Source organism: Sphaerimonospora cavernae, assembly GCF_042435035.1.
GTDB classification, from domain to species: Bacteria; Actinomycetota; Actinomycetes; order Streptosporangiales; family Streptosporangiaceae; genus Sphaerimonospora; species Sphaerimonospora cavernae.
The window spans coordinates 81,535-100,054 of record NZ_JBHMQT010000021.1; the positions used below are offsets into that span (position 1 = coordinate 81,535).

The following is an 18,520-nucleotide window of genomic DNA, read 5'->3' on the forward strand; positions in this document are numbered from 1 at the left end:
GCCGAGGTTCCTCCGGGCGCCGGCTCCCGCGACCCGAACGGTCGGAGAATCTCAGATCCAGCCCATCTCCCGGGCGGCGCGGATCGCGGTGATCCGGTTCCCCGCGCCCAGCTTGCTGATCGCGTTGGACAGATAGTTGCGCACGGTGCCCTCGGAAAGGTGCAGGGTCGCGGCGATCCTGGCGATCGGTGCGCCCTCGGCCGCCAGCGCGAGCGCGTCGCGCTCGCGCTGGGTCAGCGGGCACTCCCCCGCCGTCATGGCCGCCGCCGCCATCTCCGGGTCGAGATAGCGACTGCCCGCGTGCACCTTCCGGATCGCCGTCGCCAGCTCGTCGGCGGACGCGTCCTTGGGGATGAAGCCGCGCACCCCGGCCGCGAGGGCGCGCCGCAGATATCCGGGTCGGGCGAAGCTGGTCAGGATCAGCATGGCCCGCCCGGGGAGGCTCTCCGCCACGGACAGCCCGTTCATGCCCGGCATCTCGACGTCCAGCACGATCACGTCCGGTTCGTGCTCCCGTACGGCCTGCGCGACCTCGTCCCCCCGCCCGACCTGTGCGACGACCTCGATGTCCGGTTCGAGCCCGAGGAGCGTGGCGATCGCCACCCGGATCAGCCGCTCGTCGTCGGCCAGCAGGACCCGGATCACGTCGTCACCTCGACCTGCTCGCCGCCCTTGGCACGTTCGACTGCGCCGGCGGACGCGACCGGCATCGGGGCGACCGCGCGCAGTGTGAACTCCCCCGATCCGGTCGGCTGCGCGGTCAGCGTCCCGCCGATCTCCGCCATGCGCTCGGTCAGCCCGGCCAGGCCGTTCCCGCCGCCGTCCGCGTCCCTGGAAGCGACCGGTGCGACCCCGTCGTTGCGCACCTCGAGCACCGCCTCCTTTTCGGAATGCCGCAGGACGATGTCACATCGGGAGGCCGAGCTGTGCCGAAGCACGTTCGTGACCGCCTCGCGGACCACCCAGGCGAACACCGGGGCGACCTCCCGCGACATCTCGCGGTAGGGCAGGTGAAGGTGGCAGCTCACCCCGGCGGCCTCCAGCACCCCGCGCACCGCGCCCAGTTCCGCCGTGAGGTCGAGCCTGCGATAACCCCTGACGGCCTCCCGAAGTTCACGCAGAGCCGTACGGGCCAGGCCCCGCACGGCGCTCATCTCCTCCCTGGCGGCGACCACGTCGGCGGCGCTCAGCCGGACGGCGACCTCGCTTTTCACCGCGATGGCCGAGAGCTGGTGACCGACGAGGTCGTGCAGATCACGGGCGAAGCGCAGCCGTTCCTCGGCCACGGCCAGCCGCGCCTGCGCCTCCCGGCCGGCGTGCGCCTCCTCGGCGAGGCGCCAGATCCACACCCACAGCCGGTTGGTCCAGGGGAAGATGCAGCACATCGCCAGGTGATAGCCGAGGATGCTGACGATGACGCCCACGATGACGCCGGGTTGGGCGAGATCGGCCGTCGGCACCGTGGGGTCATGACCCCGCAGCGTCGCGATTGTGGTCAGCGGGGTCACGACGACGGCCGTGCCCGCGCCGAGCAGGAACGCGGACCTCCGGGAGACCCCCAGCGCGGCCACCGAAAGCCACGAGATGGGCACGAATCCCCAGCCCATCATCTGAGAACCCCCGATGAGCGCAGCCGCCAGGGAGACGGCAGCGGCCACCACGACGTCCCGCCGGGCGTACTCATAATCCAGGACCGCGCGAACGATGCGGACGTAGAGCCAGCTGAACACCACCAGCCCGGCCCCCGCAGCCAGCGTCCGGAACCATGTCGTCGTCCCGGCCTCAAGCGCCGCCGGCGTCGCCAGGGCGACGAAGAACCAGGGAAGGGTGAGCGAGACGTACATCGTCCACCTGACGACTCTGCGCGCCCGCCTCAGCCCGTCATCCACCGCTCAGCCCGCCTTTTAGAGGATCTTGCTCAGTTTATCGAGATCCGACGACCTCGCGAAGCCGTACTCTGGCCCCTGTGCGGAGCACGGCGCGCTCGTAGACCCGGGCGGCGAAGAGCACCGTCCCGGCCACCGCCGCGGTCATCAAAGCGCCCGACAGCAGGATCTCCCAGGCCGGCGTCGCCGCCGCCGTGGCCCGGACCGGCATCACCATCGACGAGAACGGCGGGACGTACGACGCGATCGTCGCCACCAGGCTCGTGGGTTCCTTGGCCGCGTAGGCGGCGACGCCGTACGACGCGAACATCGTCATGGTCATCGGCGTCAGCACGTTGGCGACCTCCTCCTGCCGGGAGACGAGCGAGGCCAGCGCGGCGGCGACCGCGGCGAAGAACGCGTAGCCGAGCACGAACCACACGACGATCCCGGCCACGATGCCGGCCATCCCCGGCGGGAAGTCGACCGCCAGGCCCGAGGCGAAAGCGGCGGCCAGTCCCGCCGCCAGGACGACGACCAGGTTGATCAGGCCCACCACCCCGAGGCCGAGGACCTTGCCGCCGAGGAGTTGCCAGGGCCGCACCGACGTGAACAGGATCTCGACGATCCGGCTGCCCTTCTCCTCGACCACGCCCATCGCGACCATCATGGGGGTCCCGACGACCAGCATGAACAGGATCAGCACCAGCATGAACGCCATCTGGGAGCGGCTCTCCTCATAGCGGGTGTCCACGCCGATCGACTCCATGCTCAGCGGCGTGGTCCGCACTCCGGCCGCCTGGATCTGGGCCTCTCGGTGGGCCGCCTGCAGCATCAGGCCGAGCTCGGTGTCGATCTCCCCGTCGGACAGCACCCTGATCGCCGCGGTCCCGCCGATCATGGCAGCGTCCACGTCCCCGTCGAGCACCGCGCGCCTGGCGGCCGCCTCGTCGGAGTAGGTCCGCCATTCGAGCTCGACGTCGCCGCTGCCCGGAACGTCCAGCTTCTGACTGGCGACCAGGCCGACCGTGTAGGAGTCCGGTCCGCCGAGCAGCTTGGGCGCGAGCGTGATCCCGACGATCAGCACCACCGTGACGGCGAGCCCGACGAAGAACCCTTTGGTCCGCACCTGTGTCCGGATCTCACGTCCGGCCACCAACAGCATGCCGTTCACGCCACGGCCCCCCTGAAGATCTCGGTCAGCGTCGGCTGCTCGACGCCGAAGTGCTCGACCCGCCCCGCCTGTACGGCGGCACGCAGGATGTGCTGGTCGTCCCCCTCATCAGTGATCAGCACCTGACGGCCGTTCTCGACGCTGGTCTCGCCCGGCAGCCCGTACGCCCAGTCGGGCTCGGCGTCGGCGACCACGACCCGCAGCCGCCGCCCGGCCGAGGCGCGCAGCTCGTCGACCGTGCCGGAGGCGACCATCCGGCCGCCCGAGATGATCCCCACCGAGTCGCACAGCCGCTCCACCAGCTCGAGCTGGTGGCTGGAGAAGATCACCGGTACGCCGCCGCGGGCACGCTCCTGCAGCACCTCGGCGAGGGCGTCGACGGCCAGCGGGTCGAGCCCGGAGAACGGCTCGTCCAGGATGAGCACGTCGGGGTCGTGGACCAGGGCCACCGCGAGCTGCACCCGCTGCTGGTTGCCGAGCGACAGCGCCTCGACCGCGTCGCCGACGCGCTCGGTGAGCCCGAGCCGCTCGATCAGTTCGTCGGCCGCCTTGCGGGCTCCCACCGGGGAGAGCCCGTGCAGCCGTCCGAAGTAGCCGATCTGCTCGGCCACCTTCATCTTCTGGTAGAGGCCGCGTTCCTCGGGCATGTAGCCGAACCGCCGCCGCTCGGTGAAATCCAGTGGGCCGCCCTTCCAGCGGACCTCCCCCTCGTCGGTCTGCAGGACGCCCATCACGATCCGCATCGTCGTGGTCTTGCCCGCGCCGTTCGCGCCGACGAATCCGAACATCTCGCCCTGCCGTACCGCGAAGCTCACCCCGTCGAGCGCCCGTTTCGCCGCGCCGAATGTCTTGCGCAGGCCCGTTATCTGCAACATGCGACGATCATCCCGCCAGCCCGCCCGCGGCCAGAAGACGCCGATATCAGCGCTTGCAGATGACATCTGTCAACTCGCCCGGGACGGCCACTGGATACGCTGACGACCATGACACGAGCTGACAAGGACAAGCCGGTTGTGCTGTCGAAGATCTACACGAAGACGGGCGACGACGGGACGACCGCGCTCGGTGACATGAGCCGCACCCGCAAGACCGACGCCCGGCTGGCGGCCTACGCGGACGTGGAGGAGGCCAACGCCTTCATCGGCGCCGCCATGGCGACCGAGGAGTTCAGCGACGAGGTCGCCGAGGTCCTGGTGCGTGTGCAGAACGAACTGTTCGACGTCGGCGCCGACCTGTGCACCCCGGTCGTAGAAAATCCCGAGTTCCCGCCGCTGCGCGTCGAGGAGACGTACATCACCTGGCTCGAGTCCCAGTGTGACCGGTTCAACGCGCAGTTGAAGCCGCTGCGCAGCTTCATCCTGCCCGGTGGCACGCCGGGCACGGCCCTGCTGCACGTCGCCCGCACGGTCGTACGGCGTGCCGAGCGGGGAGCCTGGGCCGCGATGGAGGCCCACGACGACGTGAACCCGCTGACCGCGAAGTACCTGAACCGGCTGTCGGACCTCATGTTCATCCTCTGCCGGATCGTGTCCGGCGGCGACGAGATCCTCTGGAAACCCGGCGGCACCCGCTAGGGAGGCTAGGCGGCGTCGAGATCCAAATAGGCGCTGGGTGGGGCGGATTCGAGCCAGGCGAGGAAGCCGGTCAGCGCGTCCTCGCTCATCGCCAGGGACACCGGGCCGCCCCCGTCGGAGCAGACGACCGCCCAGTAGCCCGCCGGCCCCTCGCCCGTGGCGAGCCTCCTGCGGTCGGAAACGGTGAGGCCGCGCCTCGCGATCGCGCGGCGCGGCCTCAGTCGCAGTCCAAGGAACGGGATCCAGTGGAGCTCTCCCCCGACATAGCGGGCCACTCCGTTTTTCCAGTCCCCGTCCCGTACGCGTACCCGGCAGATGATGGCGCCCCGGCTGTGGGCCAGGGCGAAGGCACGTACGAACAGGAGGGCGGCCACGACGAGCATCCCGAGAAGAATCCCAAGCGCCGTCATCGCCGCCCTCCCATTCGCTGTATCAGACCTCTTCGCCGGCCGCGCGCAGCCGGGCCGCCGCGCGCTTGGCCTCCAGCCTCGCGTCGGCGTCCTCCTGGTCGGCCTCGATCGAGGCCTGGGCGCGCTGCAGCGCGTCCTTGGCCGCCGCGACGTCGACCTCGGTACCGAGCTCCGCCGCCTCCGCGAGGATCGAGACGTCGTTGTTCGCGATCGAGATGAACCCGCCGTGGACGGCGGCCACGATGTCACCATCGTCGGCGCGCTTGATGCGCACCACGCCGCCCTCGACGAGGACACCGAGGACAGGCGCGTGATTCGGCATGATACCGATCTCGCCCTCCACGGTCTTGGCAATCACCATGTCGGCCTCGCCCGACCAGAGCTCACGCTCCGGCGACACGAAACCAACCCGTAGTTTCGCCACTTTCAGCTCCCTCCGGGCCGGCTGTTAGCGCTCGAGTTCCTTCGCCTTAGCGATGGCCTGCTCGATGCCGCCGACCATGAAGAACGCCTGCTCGGGCAGGTGGTCGTACTCACCGGCGCACAGGCCCTTGAAGGAGGCGATGGTCTCGTCCAGCGGTACGAACTCACCCGGCTGGCCGGTGAACGCCTCGGCGGCGTACATCGGGTGGGAGAGGAACCGCTCGATCCGGCGGGCCCGGTTGACCGTGACCTTGTCCTCCTCGGAGAGCTCGTCGATGCCGAGGATCGCGATGATGTCCTGCAGTTCCTTGTACTTCTGCAGGATCCGCTTGGTCTCCTGGGCCACCGCGTAGTGCTCTTCACCGATGATCTGCGGGTCGAGGATCCGCGACGAGGAGTCGAGCGGGTCCACCGCGGGGTAGATGCCCTTCTCCGAGATCGGCCGGGACAGCACGGTCTGCGCGTCGAGGTGCGCGAACGCGTTGTGCGGCGCCGGGTCGGTGATGTCGTCGGCGGGCACGTAGATCGCCTGCATCGAGGTGATCGAGTGACCGCGGGTCGAGGTGATGCGCTCCTGGAGCACACCCATCTCGTCGGCGAGGGTCGGCTGGTAACCCACGGCGGACGGCATACGGCCGAGCAGCGTGGACACCTCGGAACCCGCCTGGGTGAACCGGAAGATGTTGTCGATGAACAGCAGCACGTCCTGCTTCTGCACGTCGCGGAAGTACTCCGCCATGGTCAGAGCGGACAGCGCCACCCGCAGACGGGTGCCCGGCGGCTCGTCCATCTGGCCGAAGACGAGCGCGGTGTCCTTGAGGACGTCCGCCTCATCCATCTCCAGCCACAGGTCGTTGCCCTCACGGGTGCGCTCGCCGACGCCCGCGAACACCGAGGTGCCCGAGAACTTCAGCGCGACACGGCGGATCATCTCCTGGATCAGAACGGTCTTGCCGACGCCCGCGCCGCCGAACAGACCGATCTTTCCACCCTTCACGTACGGCGTGAGCAGGTCGATGACCTTGATGCCGGTGGGCAGCATCTCGGTGCGCGACTCGAGCTGGTCGAACGCCGGGGACGGCCGGTGGATCGGCCACGTCTCGCTGACCTGCAGCGACGCCTTGTCGGTGTCGAGCGGCTCGCCCAGGGCGTTCCACACGTGGCCCTTGACGATGTCGCCGACCGGCACCGAGATCGGCGCGCCGGTGTCGACGACGGCGGCGCCGCGGACGACGCCGTCGGTGGGCTGCATCGAGATGGCCCGGACGATGTTGTCCCCGAGGTGCTGGGCGACCTCGAGGGTCAGGGTCTTGGTCTCACCGGCCAGCGTGACGTCGACGGTGAGGGCCTGGTAGATGTCCGGCATGGCCTCGACGGGGAACTCCACGTCGACGACCGGACCGGTGACGCGGGCGACCCGGCCCACGCTGGTCTCAACAGTCTGTGCGGTCATTTCACTCTTTCCCCGCTGCGGCGTCAGCCAGCGCGTTCGCGCCACCGACGATCTCGCTGATTTCCTGGGTGATCTCGGCCTGGCGTGCCTGGTTCATCTGACGGGTGAAGACCCCGATGAGCTCGTTGGCGTTGTCGGTGGCCGACTTCATGGCCCGGCGCCGGGCGGCGTGCTCGGAGGCGGCCGACTGGAGCAGCGCGTTGTAGATGCGCGACTCGATGTAGCGCGGCAGCAGCGAGTCCAGCACCTCACCGGCGGTGGGTTCGAACTCGTAGTACGGCATCGCGCCCTCGGCGGTCTCCTCGGTCTCCTCGACCTCCAGCGGGAGGATCCGCCGGACGACGACCTGCTGCGTCAGCATCGAGACGAACTCGGTGTAGACGATGTGGATCTCGTCGATTCCGTTGTCGTCCTTGAATGAGCCGATCAGCGCGCCCGCGATCTCCTTGGCGTGCGCATAGGTCGGGTTGTCGGAGAACCCGTCCCACTCCCCGGCCATCTCCCGGCCGCGGAACCGGTGCCAGGTGAGGCCCTTGCGGCCCACGACGAACGGCTTGGCCGCCAGGCCCCGCTCGGTCAGCAGACCCTTCAGGGCCTCGGCCTCACGGAGGACGTTGGCGTTGAAGCCGCCGCAGAAACCACGGTCGCTGGTGACGATGAGCACGCCGGCCGCGGCCGGCTGCTCCTTCGCCGCCATCAGCGGGTGGTCCACGGTCGTCGTGTTCGACAGGACCGCCGACACCGCCTGCGTGATCTCACGCTCGTACGGCACGGCCGCCTGCATCCGCTGCTGCGCCTTGACGATGCGCGATGAGGCGATCAGCTCCTGCGCACGGGTGATCTTCGCGGTCGACTTGACCGACTTGATCCTCCGGCGCAGGAGTCTCAGCTGGGCACCCATGCGCTACTTCTTCTCGGTCTTGCGCACGTGCCTGACGACCTTCTCCTGGCCGACCTCGCCGGCCTCCAGCGCCTCTACGGGCATGTCCTTGACCAGCAGCTCGCCGCTGGAGGTCGTGAAGCCCTTCTTGAACTCCGTGATGGCGTCCTTGAGCGTGGCGATCGCGTCGTCGGGCAGGTCCTTGGTCTCCCGGATGGCGTCGAAGATGCCCTTGTGACCGCTCTGCAGGTAGTCGAGGAACTCGGCCTCGAAGCGGCGGACGTCCTCGAGCGGCACCTCGTCGAGCTCGCCGGTGGTGCCGGCCCACACCGACACGACCTGCTTCTCGACCGGGAACGGGCTGTACTGCGACTGCTTGAGCAGCTCCACCAGGCGGGCGCCGCGCTCGAGCTGGGCGCGGGAGGCCGCGTCCAGGTCCGAGGCGAAGGCGGCGAACGCCTCCAGGTCGCGGTACTGCGACAGCGCCAGACGCAGCGTGCCGGCGACCTTCTTCATCGCCTTGATCTGGGCGGAGCCACCCACTCGGGAGACGGACACACCGACGTTGATGGCCGGGCGGACACCCGCGTTGAACAGGTCCGTCTCCAGGAAGCACTGCCCGTCGGTGATGGAGATGACGTTGGTCGGGATGAACGCCGACACGTCGTTGCCCTTGGTCTCGATGACCGGCAGTCCGGTCATCGAGCCGCCGCCCATCTCACTGGACAGCTTGGCGCAGCGCTCCAGCAGCCGGGAGTGCAGGTAGAACACGTCGCCCGGGAAGGCCTCACGGCCCGGCGGGCGGCGCAGCAGCAGGGAGACCGCGCGGTAGGCGTCCGCCTGCTTGGTCAGGTCGTCGAAGACGATCAGCACGTGCTTGCCCTGGTACATCCAGTGCTGGCCGATGGCCGAACCGGTGTAGGGGGCGATGTACTTGTAGCCCGCCGGGTCGGAGGCCGGGGCGGCGACGATGGTGGTGTACTCCATCGCACCCGCCTCCTCCAGGCGGCCGCGCACCTGCGCGATCGTCGAACCCTTCTGGCCGACGGCGACGTAGACGCAGCGGACCTGCTTGCTGGGGTCGCCGGAGAGCCAGTTCTCCTTCTGGTTGAGGATCGTGTCCACGGCGATCGCGGTCTTGCCGGTGCCGCGGTCACCGATGATCAGCTGTCGCTGGCCGCGGCCGATCGGCGTCATGGCGTCGATCGCCTTGAGGCCGGTCTGCAGCGGCTCCTTCACGGGCTGGCGCTGGACCACCGAGGGCGCCTGCAGTTCCAGGGCGCGGCGGGCCTCGGCCTCGATCGCACCCTTGCCGTCCAGCGGGTTGCCCAGGGGGTCGACCACGCGGCCGAGGAAGGCGTCACCCACGGGGACCGACAGGACCTCGCCGGTACGGCGGACCTGCTGCCCTTCCTCGATCTTGCTGAAGTCGCCCAGGATGACCGCACCGATCTCCCGGACGTCCAGGTTCAGTGCCAGGCCGCGCGTGCCGCCCTCGAACTCCAGCAGCTCGTTCGCCATCGCCGAGGGCAGGCCGGAGACATGGGCGATGCCGTCGCCGGCGTCGACGACGGTCCCGATCTCCTCGCGCGCGGCGCCTTCCGGCTCGTACGCCTGGACGAAGCGCTCAAGCGCGTCCCGGATCTCATCCGGCCGGATCGTAAGCTCCGCCATCTCTTCTCTGTCTCCCTATTCGCCTTAGCCGGCCAACCGGCGGCGGACATCTTCGATGCGTCCGGCGATCGTGGTGTCGATGTAGTCGTCTCCGATCTTCACGGAGAATCCACCGAGCACCTTCGGGTCCACCTCGACATTCAGGTGGACCTCTCGCCCGTAGGTGACTCGCAGCCAGGCCGCGAGCCGCTGCTTCTGCTCTTCCCCGAGCGGTACGGCACTGCGCACGACGCCGACCAGCCGTTCCCGGATGCGGGCCACGATCCAGCCGTACTCCTCGAGGGACGTCTCCAGGCTACGTCCTCGCGGGTGCACGACGAGCTGCGTGACCAGGCGCAGCGTGGACGGGGCGGCCTTGCCGTCGAGCAGCGCGGCGAGCAGATCCCGCTTGCGCTCCGACGGAATCGCCGGGTCGCTGAGCGCGCGGCGCAACTCCGGGTTGGCCGCGAGGATCCGACCGAACCGGAACAGCTCGTCCTCGACGTCGTCGATCCGTCCGGCGGACTCGGCCTCGGCGGCCGCCGCCATGACGCCGACGCGCTCAAGGGTGTCGGGGAGGTCGCCGGCGCCGGACCACCTGGCCCGGACGGCGGCGACCGTCACCTCGAGTGCGGTGTCGCCGACCTTGCCCGCCAGCAGCGCACGGACGACGTCCGCCTTCTGCTCTGCCGGGCGGGCCGGGTCGGACAGGTTGCGCCGCAGCCCGTGCTCGCGGTCGAGCAGATCGGCAACGGCGAACAGTTGTTCGGCCAGCGAGCCGAGGTCGGCCGTCGCCGCGACGGCGTTGAACCGCTCCTCGACCTCCGCCAGCGCTTTCCTGCTCAGACCCCGCATCAGTGAACCGCTTCCGGTCGGGCCTCGAGCTCGTCGAGGAACCGGTCGATGATGCGGCGCTGGCGGGCCTCGTCCTCGAGGGACTCGCCGACGATGCGGCCGGCGAGATCGGTGGACAGCCGGCCGATCTCACCCTGGATCTGGGCCAGCGCCTGCTGCCGCTCGGCCTCGATCTGGGTGCGCGCCGCGGCGAGGATCCGCCTGGCCTCGGCCTCGGCCTCCTCGCGGAGTTCCGCCTTGATCTGCGCGCCCTGCTCTCGTGCTTCCTCTCGCAGCCGCGCCGCCTCCTGACGGGCCTCTGCGAGCTGGTCACGGTACTGGGCCAGGGTGCGCTGGGCTTCGGCCTGAAGGTCTTCGGCCTTCTTGATGCCGCCCTCGATCGCCTCGGTCCGCTCGGCCAGAGTCTTCTGGATGCGCGGGGTCAGAATCTTGCCGACGACGAGGAAGACGACGAGGAAGGCGAAGCTGCCGACGATCAGTTCGTAGTCGTGCGGGATGAGCGGGTTCTCCGCCCCTTCCGCCGCCAGGAGCGTAGCTGCCAGAGTCATGAGTGCAGCCTTCCGTCAGTCTGGGTACGTCAGTAGATGAACGGCGCGACAAGACCGATGAGGGCCAGCGCCTCGGTGAGAACGAAGCCGAGCAGCATGTTCTGCCGGATCAGGCCGTACGCCTCGGGGTTGCGGGCGATGGCCTGCACGCCCTGACCGAAGATGATGCCGATGCCGATGCCGGGGCCGACGGCGGCCAGGCCGTACCCGATGGCGCCAACGTTGCCGGCGACTTCAGCGAGAACGCTCATTATCTGATTCCTTTACTGGTCGGCCGGTGAGTGTGTTCACCGGTCTGGACTACGCCGGGGGTGGGACTCAGTGCTCCGGGTGGAGCGAACCGCCGATGTACATGGCGGCCAGCAGCGTGAAGAGGAACGCCTGCAGGAACTGGATGAAGATCTCGAGGCCGGTCATCGCGATCGTCATGAGGACGCCGACCACACCGAGGCCCGCGCCGAGCGGGGTGAGCTTCTCGATGAGGAACCAGAAACCGACCATGCTGAAGAAGGCCAGGATGAGGTGGCCGGCGAACATGTTCGCGAACAGTCGGACCGCGTGCGTGAACGGCGCGAGGATCAGGTTCGACACCAGCTCGAGCGGCGACAGCAGAAAGTAGATCCACTTCGGCAGCCCGGGCGGGAAGGCCATGTTCTTGAAGTAGCCGCCGAGGCCCTGGTGCTTGATCCCGAGATAGATCTTGACCACGTAGATGACCACCGCGAAGACCACGGGGAACGCGATGTGTGAAGCGACCGGGATCTGGATCAGCGGGATGACGCCGAAGACGTTCCACAACAGGATCAGGAAGAACAAGCTCAGGAGCAGCGGCATCCAGCGCTCGGCGTCCTTGCCCAGGAACGGCCGGGCCACCTGGTCGCGGACGAACTCGTAGCCCTTCTCGCCGATGTTCTGCATCCCGCGCGGGACGAGCTGCGGCTTGGCGAAGGCGCTCCAGGCCAGGGCGCACACCAGGAGGGCGCCCACGACGGCCATGATCACCGGCTTGGTCAGCCAGGCCGGCGCACCCTCGTAAAGCGGGGGGAAGTCGAAGATCGACGGCCCCGGCGCCTGGAACTCATCCCCGGCCAGAAGCGTCAGGGGGGTCACTGGACCACCTCGCATACCTGTTCGGGACCCGATGCCCGAAGCGTGTGCTTGTTCGTCCGTTCGCTACGCTCGCGCACGGGCGTTCCCTTCAGAGTGGATCGATCAACGGAAGAGCGTGGGAAGTAGGCCTGCTCTCAGCGGCCGTACTTCAGATAGACCAGGTAGCCGGCGAGCACGACCCCGAGGACGACGCCTATGGGGATGAACGCATGCACGCCGGTCAAGTGGCTCAGCAACCAGCCGATGCCGCCCCACACCAAGATCCCGGCGAGCAGATAGTTCGGGACAGACCAGGCGGCGTCGGCGAAGTCGCGGCCGTCCTTCTCGGGCCTGCGCTCCTGTTCGCTCATCGCGTGCACGACGATAGCAGGAGCCATGCGGACTAGTCATATCGGACTGCCCCGAGCACCGGCCGGGGACGCGGTCGGCGATCCCCATCATCCGCGCCCTCGTCCGGGCACTTCCGCATCGGGTTCGACGTACAGCATCTTCAGCTTCATGAAGCCGCGCATCTCGCCGACGGTCCACACGAGCGTGCACAGGATGACGCTGAGCGCGAAGACCTTCGGATCGAAGACCGTGGTGGTCTTGAACGCGTTCAACACGGCCATGAGCGCGAGCACCTTGACGACGTAGCCGACCACGGCGGCCGTCATCATCGCCATGGGCGAGACCCGCCCGGCCCAGGTCACCACGGCCAGGCCGACCGTGAAGAAGGCGGCGACCATGACGAGACCGATGCCGGCGCCCAAAGCACCCTTCGCACCGGTGGCGAACGCCGCGACAATCGCGGCGACGAGACCCGCTGCGAGGGTCGGCACGGCGGCGCCCTTGAGAACGCGCACGTCGTTGGCCTGCATCGGAACTCCATGTGTCGGATGTCAAGCGAGCGTTTGGTACCTCACGGGATGCGGTGGGGCAACCCCTGCTAGTGAAAGCTATCACAAGCTCCGGAGTGCCGCCTTTACCTGCCGTTTCTACCGAGTTCCAGCGAGTCCATGTGAGTCCCGGCAGTTCGGTCGGGTTACCGGGGGGTTGTGACGTCCCGTTGACGTGCGGGAGAGGCCGCGTGCGCGCCGACGCTCCGGTGGTAGCGCATGGCGTCCTGCCGCGACCGCAACTTCGGCAGCGCCATCAGCACCAGCACGGCCACGGCCAGCAGGATCGTCAGCGGGAACAGGATGAGCGGAACCCCGCCGATCGACAATCCGACGATGGTGAACGCGAACAGGAACGTCCACGCGTACATGATCAGTACGCTGCGACGTTGCGAGTGGCCCAGATCCAGTAGGCGGTGGTGAAGGTGGCCACGGTCGGGATGGAACGGCGAGAGCCCCGCCGACGTCCGGCGGACCACCGCCATGATCAGGTCGGCCAGCGGCAGGACCATGACCGCGATCGGCAGCACCAGCGGCAGGATGACCGGGAACTTGTTGATCCCGGCGACGGGTTCGACCGAGGATGTGACGGTTACCAGCGAGGTGGCGAGCAGGAGCCCGAGCAACATCGCGCCGGTGTCGCCCATGAAAATCTTCGCCGGATTGAAGTTGTGCGGCAGGAAGCCCAGACACATCCCGATGAGGATGGCGGTGACCGCGGCCGTCACGTTGATGCGCGAGCCGCTACTCGTCTGCGACAGCACGATCGAATAGGCGAATGTCGCGAGCGCGGCTATTCCCACGATCCCCGCCGCCAGACCGTCCAACCCGTCGACGAAGTTCACCGCGTTGATGACGACCACCACGATCAAGATCGTGAGGACGGTGCGGAGGTTGCCGTCGAGCCCGGTCGAACCACCCCACGACTGGGGAAGCGGCAGGAACGGCAGGTTCATCCCGAAGTAGACGAGGATGCCGCCCGAGGCGACCTGGCCGCCGAACTTGACCAGGGCGTCCATGCCCAGCCAGTCGTCGAGGAAGCCGGTCAGCACGATCAGGCCACCGGCGGCGAGCAGCGCGATCACGGTGTTGCCGGTCTGCCCGCTGCTTATCGCGCCGCCGACATGCGGGAGCTGCGTGGCCATGAACAGCCCGGCCGCCATGCCACCGAACATGGCGAGTCCCCCGAGGCGGGGTGTCGGCACCTTGTGCACGTCCCGCTCCCGGACCTCCGGCGCCGCGCCGATCCGCAGTGCGAATGCCCTCACCGGCGGCACCAGCAGGTACGTCACCGCCGCCGTGACGAGCGCCAAGAGGAGATATTCCTTCACGGAACCCAGTTTCCCTGCATAAGCGGACACGTTGTGCCGGGAAAGCGACACGGACCGCCATACTCACCACGGGGATATGCCGGAGGCGCCGCGGTCAGCCCCTTTACCCTTCCACAGACGTTAGCGCACCCGCGGTAACTCCCGTGCCGACAGAGGCGATGCGTGTCAGGAGAACGCGTGCGGCGCACGCGTACCGCCGGGCACCCAGCGCGGGGTGTCCGCCGCCTGATCGCTGATGGCGGTGAGCACGGCCTGGCGGTACATGGCCAGCCTCTTTCGCCATTCGGCCAGGTCCTCGACGTAGCGTCCGGACACCGGCGCATCCCAGACGTCCTTGCTGCGCGCCATCGCATACGGCTTGTCAAGCGACCGGGTGAGGCGATCCATCTGCGGGAGCACCTGGAACCAGAGGTCGACGAGCTTCTGGTACTCCGGGTTGAACACCCAGCCCGTCGGCTGACCTCCCGGAGAGAGCAGGTCGCTGGTCGACGTGGTGGGCGGCTGCTCACCGGGTTGACGTGGCGTGGGCGCCGGCGGGTCGGCGAACGTCACAGCGTAACCTCCCTCTGGCCTCGGTCGCCGGACGTGCCGGGCCTGTCGGCGTCATCCGGCGTCGCCAGGTGGACCTCCACCACCAGCGGGCGGTCCTGGTTCTCGGGCGTTCCCGGCACCGAGCTCGCGTCGCCCGTGGCGTACGGATCCTCCGTGACGTTGTCAGCGGGCGTACCAACGTAGTCGCCCATGGGGTCTCCCGGCGCCAACTCTGGATGACCGGGCGCCGACCCCGAGTGTCCGGAGTTCCCGGAGATCGCGTTTCCGTATGCCGCGTGCCCGGAGGCAGTGGATGCGGAGCCCGTATTCCCGACGGGGGGGCCGCCGACGTGCCCGGAGCCCGTGTGCTGGCCGGAGCCGGAGTGGGCGGGTTCGAGCGGCTCGACGAAACCCGGCGGGCCGTCGGGATGGGGACCGGTCACCATGCTCGCCGGCTGCGCTCCCGCGCCCTGCGTGTCCGCGACTCCGGGCATGTTCATGGGCGTGCTGACGACCTTGACCCCGTCCACCACCATCACCTGGCGGCCCGCGGTCTGGTCGATATCGTCGGGATGGTCCTTTCCCAGAGTGTCGAAGATCTGGGAGTCATCCCGGACGGGGACGCCGGTAGTTCCGGACACGTCTTGCGCGACATGGCCCGTACCAGGTGCGCCCCCGACCGTGGCGTCAGTGGCGTTAGGGACCTGGTTGACGTTGGGGACCTGGTTGGCGCTGGGGGCGGCGGCGGGCGCGCCGGCCGTGCCCGCACTTGGGGCATGTGCCGTGCCCTGGCCGTCACCGGTATAGGAGGCATTGACCACGCCCCCCGTCGTAGCAGCGTCGGCGCCACCACCGCCCGGGTGCACGCCCCCCGCTCCGGTCATCGCGGCGGGGCCCGTGCCGTTCGCCATGCCGCAGCGGCACATGCCGACGCACTGGCAGGTCGCCGTACCGCCCGCCACGCTCGCGTCGCCTCCTGGATTGCCCATGGCATTACTGGTGCCGTCGTCACCCACACCGGCTCCTGTGCCGGCTCCGGTGGCGGGACTCGTCGCATCGGTCGTGCCGGTGCCGTACGCGCTCGAGTTACCGGTCGCGTCCTGCTGTGGGTCGGCCGGCAGAACGGATGGCTGCGTGGCGGGCTGCCCGGTGGGCAGGCCAGTGGGTTGTCCGGCGGGCTGACCGACGGGCTCGACCGTTGCCTGGCCGGTGCGTGCTGTCTCGCCCGCAGTTGGCGGGGGTTGCGACAGGGAGCCCTCGGCTACGCGGGGATTCTTGTCGCCGCCCTTCGCCGGCTTCGCGTCATCGGCCGCACTGTGCGTGCCGGCCCCGTTTCCGGTGGCGGCCTTGTCATGCGCCCGGTGGTCGTCAGCCTTGGGATCCGGCTTGGGATCCGCCTTGTGGTCGGCTTTGTGATCCGCCTTGTGGTCCGATTTGGCTTCGGCCTTGTGGTCCGGCTTGTGGTCGCCCTTGAGTTCCGGCTTGTGATCCGGCTTGGCGCCGTTCGACTTATGATCCTCCGGCTTGGGATCATCCGCCGGCATGGTGATGTCGGGCTCCTGGTAGAACTTCTGGCCCTTGTCCTCGGCCGGCTTGCCGCTCCCGCCGCGCTGCTTCTCTTTCTTCTCCAGCAGTGCCAACCGGCCGGTCACGTCTTTGACCATGGACGTGCAATCATCGGCGACCTGTGCCGGACGGTACGTCACGTGCGCCGCGACTCCGGCCTGGCGCATCACCCCCGTGACCCGGGCCTCGACGTCTTGTATCTCCCTGCCAGCCTGCTGAACCTCCCGCAGCAGTTCGCGTACGAGCTTGGGATCCATTCCGTCGAGCTTGGCCAAGGCGCGCCTCCACAGAGATATCCGCGCACTTCACCGTAGCCTGACTGACGGCGTTAATGAAGTCCGATAGCCAGAAGGCATGAATAAACCACCCCCCTCGCCCCCACCCCCCGTGATCTTGCGAATACTCGCACTTCGCGCCAGGAGCAGGCACTTCTCATTTCGTGATCTTGCAGTTTCTCGCACATCTGCCCGCTGAACAGCGAAAACAGAGAACGTGATCTTGCACTGTTGAGCCGCGTTCGAGATCAACTAACGAACAGACGTAGGCCGGGCGGCTTGACTGCGAGAAACTGCAAGATCACGACACTCGTATGCGCAGGTCAAGGGACATGGCTGCGAGAAACTGCAAGGTCACAAAGTCCGTGGGTGCAGGTCAGGTGGCCATCTTGCGAGAAACTGCAAGATCACGGGTGGGTCTTTTTCGGGCTCGTTCTAGTCTTCGGTGGCGAGATAGCCCACGACGGGGCGGATCTTCTCGATCGGGATCGCGCCCTTGCGCAGCACCCGGGGCACGGCCGTCGTCAGATCCACGATGGTGGAGGGCACGTTCTCGTCGCACGGGCCGCCGTCAAGGTAGACCGACACCGAGTCGCCGAGTTGCTCCTCGGCCTGCTCGACCGTGGTCGCGGGCGGCATGCCCGACCGGTTGGCGCTCGACACGGCCATTGGGCCGGTCTCCTTGAGCAGGTCCAGGGCGATCTGGTGCAACGGCATGCGGACCGCGACCGTGCCCTTGGTGTCGCCCAGATCCCACGACAGCGACCTGTTCGCGCGCAGGATCAGCGTGAGCGGGCCCGGCCAGAAGGCGTCCATGAGGTCCTGGCCGTACATGCCGAGGCTCTCGACCAGCGCGTTTGCCGCCTTGACGGTGCCGACGAGCACGGGAACCGGCATGTCCCTGCCCCGGCCCTTGGCTTCGAGCAGGTCGTTCACGGCCGCGTGCACGAACGCGTCACAGCCGATGCCGTAGACGGTGTCGGTGGGGATGACCACGAGGTCCCCGTTCCCCACCGCCGTCTTCGCAGCGGCGACTCCCTCGGCCCGCCCGGCCTTTTCCACGCAGTCATACCGTCGGCTCACAACCCCATCCTTCCATCCACGCCCTCTCCTGGAGGGCCGATCAGTCCTGTTCCAGGCGGGCGGTGACGAAGCGGTCCCGGCCGGTCAGATCCTGGCGGAGGCGTACGTCACGCCAGCCGTTCTTCTCCGGGAACAGCCAGTACACCGAGTTTCCCTGCTGGTCGGCGTGCTCGACGGCCACGAACCCGCCCGGCCGCAGCAGCCGCCGTGCCGTACGCTCAACGGCTCTGACCTCGTCCAGGCCGTCCTCGCCCGAGCCGTACAGTGCGCGCGTCGGGTCGTAGTCGCGCACCTCCGGGTCGCGCGGGACCGCGCCCGGCGGGATGTACGGCGGGTTGGAGATCACCAGATCCACCCGCCCGTCGAGCTCGGGGAGGCAGTCGGCGAGATCCTCGGGATGGAGCGTGGTACGGCCCTGGCCGTGCTCGAGGATGTTGCGTTTCGCCCAGCCGTACGCCAAGGGATCGATCTCGACAGCATGCACCTGGGCGAGCGCGACCTCCTGTGCGATCGACAGCGCGATCGCCCCGGATCCGGTGCCGAGGTCCACGACGATCGGCGACGCCACGTCCATCTCACGCAGCCGGTCGATCGCCCAGCCCGCCACGACCTCGGTCTCCGGGCGGGGTACGAACACCCCCGGCCCGACCTCGAGCGACAGATAGCGGAAGTAGGCGCGGCCGGTGATGTGCTGCAGCGGCTCGCGGGCCTCCCTGCGGGCGACGCCCTCCCAGAACCGCGCGTCGAAATCGGCGTCCTTGACCAGGTGGAGCCGCCCTCGGGACACACCGTGTACGAAGGCCGCGATCTCTTCGGCGTCCGTGCGCGGGGACGGCACGCCCGCCTCGGCAAGCCGGGCGGTCGCGAGGGCGATCTCATCGAGCAGGAGGGTCATGGTCTCTTACGGCACG

General features: G+C 68.5%; 21 protein-coding genes. 1 reads left to right on the forward strand and 20 read right to left on the reverse strand.

The annotated features are described in order from the left end of the window. Positions 1–51: 51 nt before the first annotated feature. The 4 genes from ACFHYQ_RS11920 to ACFHYQ_RS11935 are packed head-to-tail and all read right to left on the reverse strand — an operon-like array spanning position 52 to position 3,914. Positions 52–645 (reverse strand): response regulator transcription factor, encoded by a 594-nt coding sequence (locus ACFHYQ_RS11920; RefSeq protein ID WP_204016260.1) that lies wholly within the window; start codon positions 643–645, stop codon positions 52–54. Continuing rightward, complete coding sequence (locus ACFHYQ_RS11925) at positions 642–1,889, reverse strand: sensor histidine kinase (RefSeq protein ID WP_394301176.1); 1,248 nt, start codon at positions 1,887–1,889, stop codon at positions 642–644. Before ACFHYQ_RS11925 ends, ACFHYQ_RS11920 begins: the two co-directional genes overlap by 4 nt. Before the next feature lie 34 nt (positions 1,890–1,923). Next, entirely contained in the window at positions 1,924–3,030 is a 1,107-nt protein-coding gene (locus ACFHYQ_RS11930) for an ABC transporter permease (RefSeq protein ID WP_394301224.1), read from the reverse strand. A gap of 5 nt (positions 3,031–3,035) precedes the next feature. Next, on the reverse strand, positions 3,036–3,914 hold the full coding sequence (locus ACFHYQ_RS11935) for an ABC transporter ATP-binding protein (RefSeq protein ID WP_394301177.1): 879 nt from the start codon (positions 3,912–3,914) through the stop codon (positions 3,036–3,038). Positions 3,915–4,022: 108 nt separating this feature from the next. Between ACFHYQ_RS11935 and ACFHYQ_RS11940 the strand changes: the two genes are divergently transcribed. Continuing rightward, positions 4,023–4,613 (forward strand): cob(I)yrinic acid a,c-diamide adenosyltransferase, encoded by a 591-nt coding sequence (locus tag ACFHYQ_RS11940; protein WP_204016256.1) that lies wholly within the window; start codon positions 4,023–4,025, stop codon positions 4,611–4,613. A gap of 5 nt (positions 4,614–4,618) precedes the next feature. On the opposite strand, the gene ACFHYQ_RS11945 is transcribed toward ACFHYQ_RS11940, so the two are convergent. The 16 genes from ACFHYQ_RS11945 to prmC all read right to left on the reverse strand — a co-directional run bounded on the left by ACFHYQ_RS11945 (position 4,619) and on the right by prmC (position 18,504). Further along, positions 4,619–5,023 (reverse strand): DUF2550 domain-containing protein, encoded by a 405-nt coding sequence (locus tag ACFHYQ_RS11945; RefSeq protein ID WP_394301178.1) that lies wholly within the window; start codon positions 5,021–5,023, stop codon positions 4,619–4,621. A gap of 22 nt (positions 5,024–5,045) precedes the next feature. Next, on the reverse strand, positions 5,046–5,447 hold the full coding sequence (locus ACFHYQ_RS11950) for a F0F1 ATP synthase subunit epsilon (RefSeq protein ID WP_394301179.1): 402 nt from the start codon (positions 5,445–5,447) through the stop codon (positions 5,046–5,048). 24 nt (positions 5,448–5,471) lie between these two features. Beyond that, positions 5,472–6,899 carry a F0F1 ATP synthase subunit beta gene (atpD, locus tag ACFHYQ_RS11955; protein ID WP_394301180.1) on the reverse strand — a complete coding sequence of 476 codons (1,428 nt, stop codon included), beginning with the start codon at positions 6,897–6,899 and terminating at the stop codon, positions 5,472–5,474. A gap of 1 nt (position 6,900) precedes the next feature. Then, a complete protein-coding gene (locus ACFHYQ_RS11960; protein ID WP_394301181.1) occupies positions 6,901–7,800 on the reverse strand; it encodes a F0F1 ATP synthase subunit gamma in 900 nt (299 codons plus the stop codon). 3 nt (positions 7,801–7,803) lie between these two features. Then, on the reverse strand, positions 7,804–9,453 hold the full coding sequence (atpA, locus tag ACFHYQ_RS11965) for a F0F1 ATP synthase subunit alpha (RefSeq protein ID WP_394301182.1): 1,650 nt from the start codon (positions 9,451–9,453) through the stop codon (positions 7,804–7,806). A gap of 24 nt (positions 9,454–9,477) precedes the next feature. After that, on the reverse strand, positions 9,478–10,287 hold the full coding sequence (locus ACFHYQ_RS11970) for a F0F1 ATP synthase subunit delta (protein WP_394301183.1): 810 nt from the start codon (positions 10,285–10,287) through the stop codon (positions 9,478–9,480). Continuing rightward, positions 10,287–10,835 (reverse strand): F0F1 ATP synthase subunit B, encoded by a 549-nt coding sequence (locus ACFHYQ_RS11975; RefSeq protein ID WP_394301184.1) that lies wholly within the window; start codon positions 10,833–10,835, stop codon positions 10,287–10,289. The genes ACFHYQ_RS11970 and ACFHYQ_RS11975 overlap by 1 nt, the downstream gene beginning before the upstream one ends. A 29-nt stretch (positions 10,836–10,864) precedes the next feature. After that, the gene (atpE, locus tag ACFHYQ_RS11980; RefSeq protein ID WP_394301185.1) at positions 10,865–11,086 is read right to left on the reverse strand and encodes an ATP synthase F0 subunit C; all 222 of its coding nucleotides are present in this window, start codon (positions 11,084–11,086) and stop codon (positions 10,865–10,867) included. A gap of 67 nt (positions 11,087–11,153) precedes the next feature. Continuing rightward, positions 11,154–11,945, reverse strand: coding sequence for a F0F1 ATP synthase subunit A (atpB, locus tag ACFHYQ_RS11985; RefSeq protein WP_394301186.1), 792 nt, complete (start codon positions 11,943–11,945; stop codon positions 11,154–11,156). Between the two features lie 134 nt (positions 11,946–12,079). Then, entirely contained in the window at positions 12,080–12,322 is a 243-nt protein-coding gene (locus ACFHYQ_RS11990) for a hypothetical protein (protein ID WP_394301187.1), read from the reverse strand. Positions 12,323–12,382: 60 nt separating this feature from the next. After that, on the reverse strand, positions 12,383–12,805 hold the full coding sequence (locus ACFHYQ_RS11995) for a Cg1360 family ATP-synthase-associated protein (protein WP_394301188.1): 423 nt from the start codon (positions 12,803–12,805) through the stop codon (positions 12,383–12,385). 164 nt (positions 12,806–12,969) lie between these two features. Continuing rightward, complete coding sequence (locus ACFHYQ_RS12000; RefSeq protein WP_394301189.1) at positions 12,970–14,154, reverse strand: glycosyltransferase family 4 protein; 1,185 nt, start codon at positions 14,152–14,154, stop codon at positions 12,970–12,972. Between the two features lie 165 nt (positions 14,155–14,319). Next, positions 14,320–14,706 carry a hypothetical protein gene (locus ACFHYQ_RS12005; RefSeq protein ID WP_204016243.1) on the reverse strand — a complete coding sequence of 129 codons (387 nt, stop codon included), beginning with the start codon at positions 14,704–14,706 and terminating at the stop codon, positions 14,320–14,322. Continuing rightward, on the reverse strand, positions 14,703–16,526 hold the full coding sequence (locus ACFHYQ_RS12010) for a hypothetical protein (protein ID WP_394301190.1): 1,824 nt from the start codon (positions 16,524–16,526) through the stop codon (positions 14,703–14,705). The genes ACFHYQ_RS12005 and ACFHYQ_RS12010 overlap by 4 nt, the downstream gene beginning before the upstream one ends. A 435-nt stretch (positions 16,527–16,961) precedes the next feature. Beyond that, complete coding sequence (locus ACFHYQ_RS12015) at positions 16,962–17,609, reverse strand: L-threonylcarbamoyladenylate synthase (protein ID WP_394301191.1); 648 nt, start codon at positions 17,607–17,609, stop codon at positions 16,962–16,964. Positions 17,610–17,649: 40 nt separating this feature from the next. Continuing rightward, positions 17,650–18,504: a peptide chain release factor N(5)-glutamine methyltransferase gene (gene prmC, locus ACFHYQ_RS12020; RefSeq protein ID WP_394301192.1), complete on the reverse strand. Its 855-nt coding sequence runs from the start codon at positions 18,502–18,504 to the stop codon at positions 17,650–17,652. Positions 18,505–18,520: the final 16 nt, after the last annotated feature.

What these genes read in the sequence shown, in the direction of transcription:
- ACFHYQ_RS11930 (WP_394301224.1), bottom strand. Translation starts at nt 3,030, where the DNA reads ATGCTGTTGGTGGCCGGACGTGAGATCCGGACACAGGTGCGGACCAAA.
- ACFHYQ_RS11935 (WP_394301177.1), bottom strand. Translation starts at nt 3,914, where the DNA reads ATGTTGCAGATAACGGGCCTGCGCAAGACATTCGGCGCGGCGAAACGG.
- ACFHYQ_RS11940 (WP_204016256.1), top strand. Translation starts at nt 4,023, where the DNA reads ATGACACGAGCTGACAAGGACAAGCCGGTTGTGCTGTCGAAGATCTAC.
- ACFHYQ_RS11945 (WP_394301178.1), bottom strand. Translation starts at nt 5,023, where the DNA reads ATGACGGCGCTTGGGATTCTTCTCGGGATGCTCGTCGTGGCCGCCCTC.
- atpD (WP_394301180.1), bottom strand. Translation starts at nt 6,899, where the DNA reads ATGACCGCACAGACTGTTGAGACCAGCGTGGGCCGGGTCGCCCGCGTC.
- ACFHYQ_RS11960 (WP_394301181.1), bottom strand. Translation starts at nt 7,800, where the DNA reads ATGGGTGCCCAGCTGAGACTCCTGCGCCGGAGGATCAAGTCGGTCAAG.
- atpA (WP_394301182.1), bottom strand. Translation starts at nt 9,453, where the DNA reads ATGGCGGAGCTTACGATCCGGCCGGATGAGATCCGGGACGCGCTTGAG.
- ACFHYQ_RS11970 (WP_394301183.1), bottom strand. Translation starts at nt 10,287, where the DNA reads ATGCGGGGTCTGAGCAGGAAAGCGCTGGCGGAGGTCGAGGAGCGGTTC.
- ACFHYQ_RS11975 (WP_394301184.1), bottom strand. Translation starts at nt 10,835, where the DNA reads ATGACTCTGGCAGCTACGCTCCTGGCGGCGGAAGGGGCGGAGAACCCG.
- atpE (WP_394301185.1), bottom strand. Translation starts at nt 11,086, where the DNA reads ATGAGCGTTCTCGCTGAAGTCGCCGGCAACGTTGGCGCCATCGGGTAC.
- ACFHYQ_RS11990 (WP_394301187.1), bottom strand. Translation starts at nt 12,322, where the DNA reads ATGGCTCCTGCTATCGTCGTGCACGCGATGAGCGAACAGGAGCGCAGG.
- ACFHYQ_RS11995 (WP_394301188.1), bottom strand. Translation starts at nt 12,805, where the DNA reads ATGCAGGCCAACGACGTGCGCGTTCTCAAGGGCGCCGCCGTGCCGACC.
- prmC (WP_394301192.1), bottom strand. Translation starts at nt 18,504, where the DNA reads ATGACCCTCCTGCTCGATGAGATCGCCCTCGCGACCGCCCGGCTTGCC.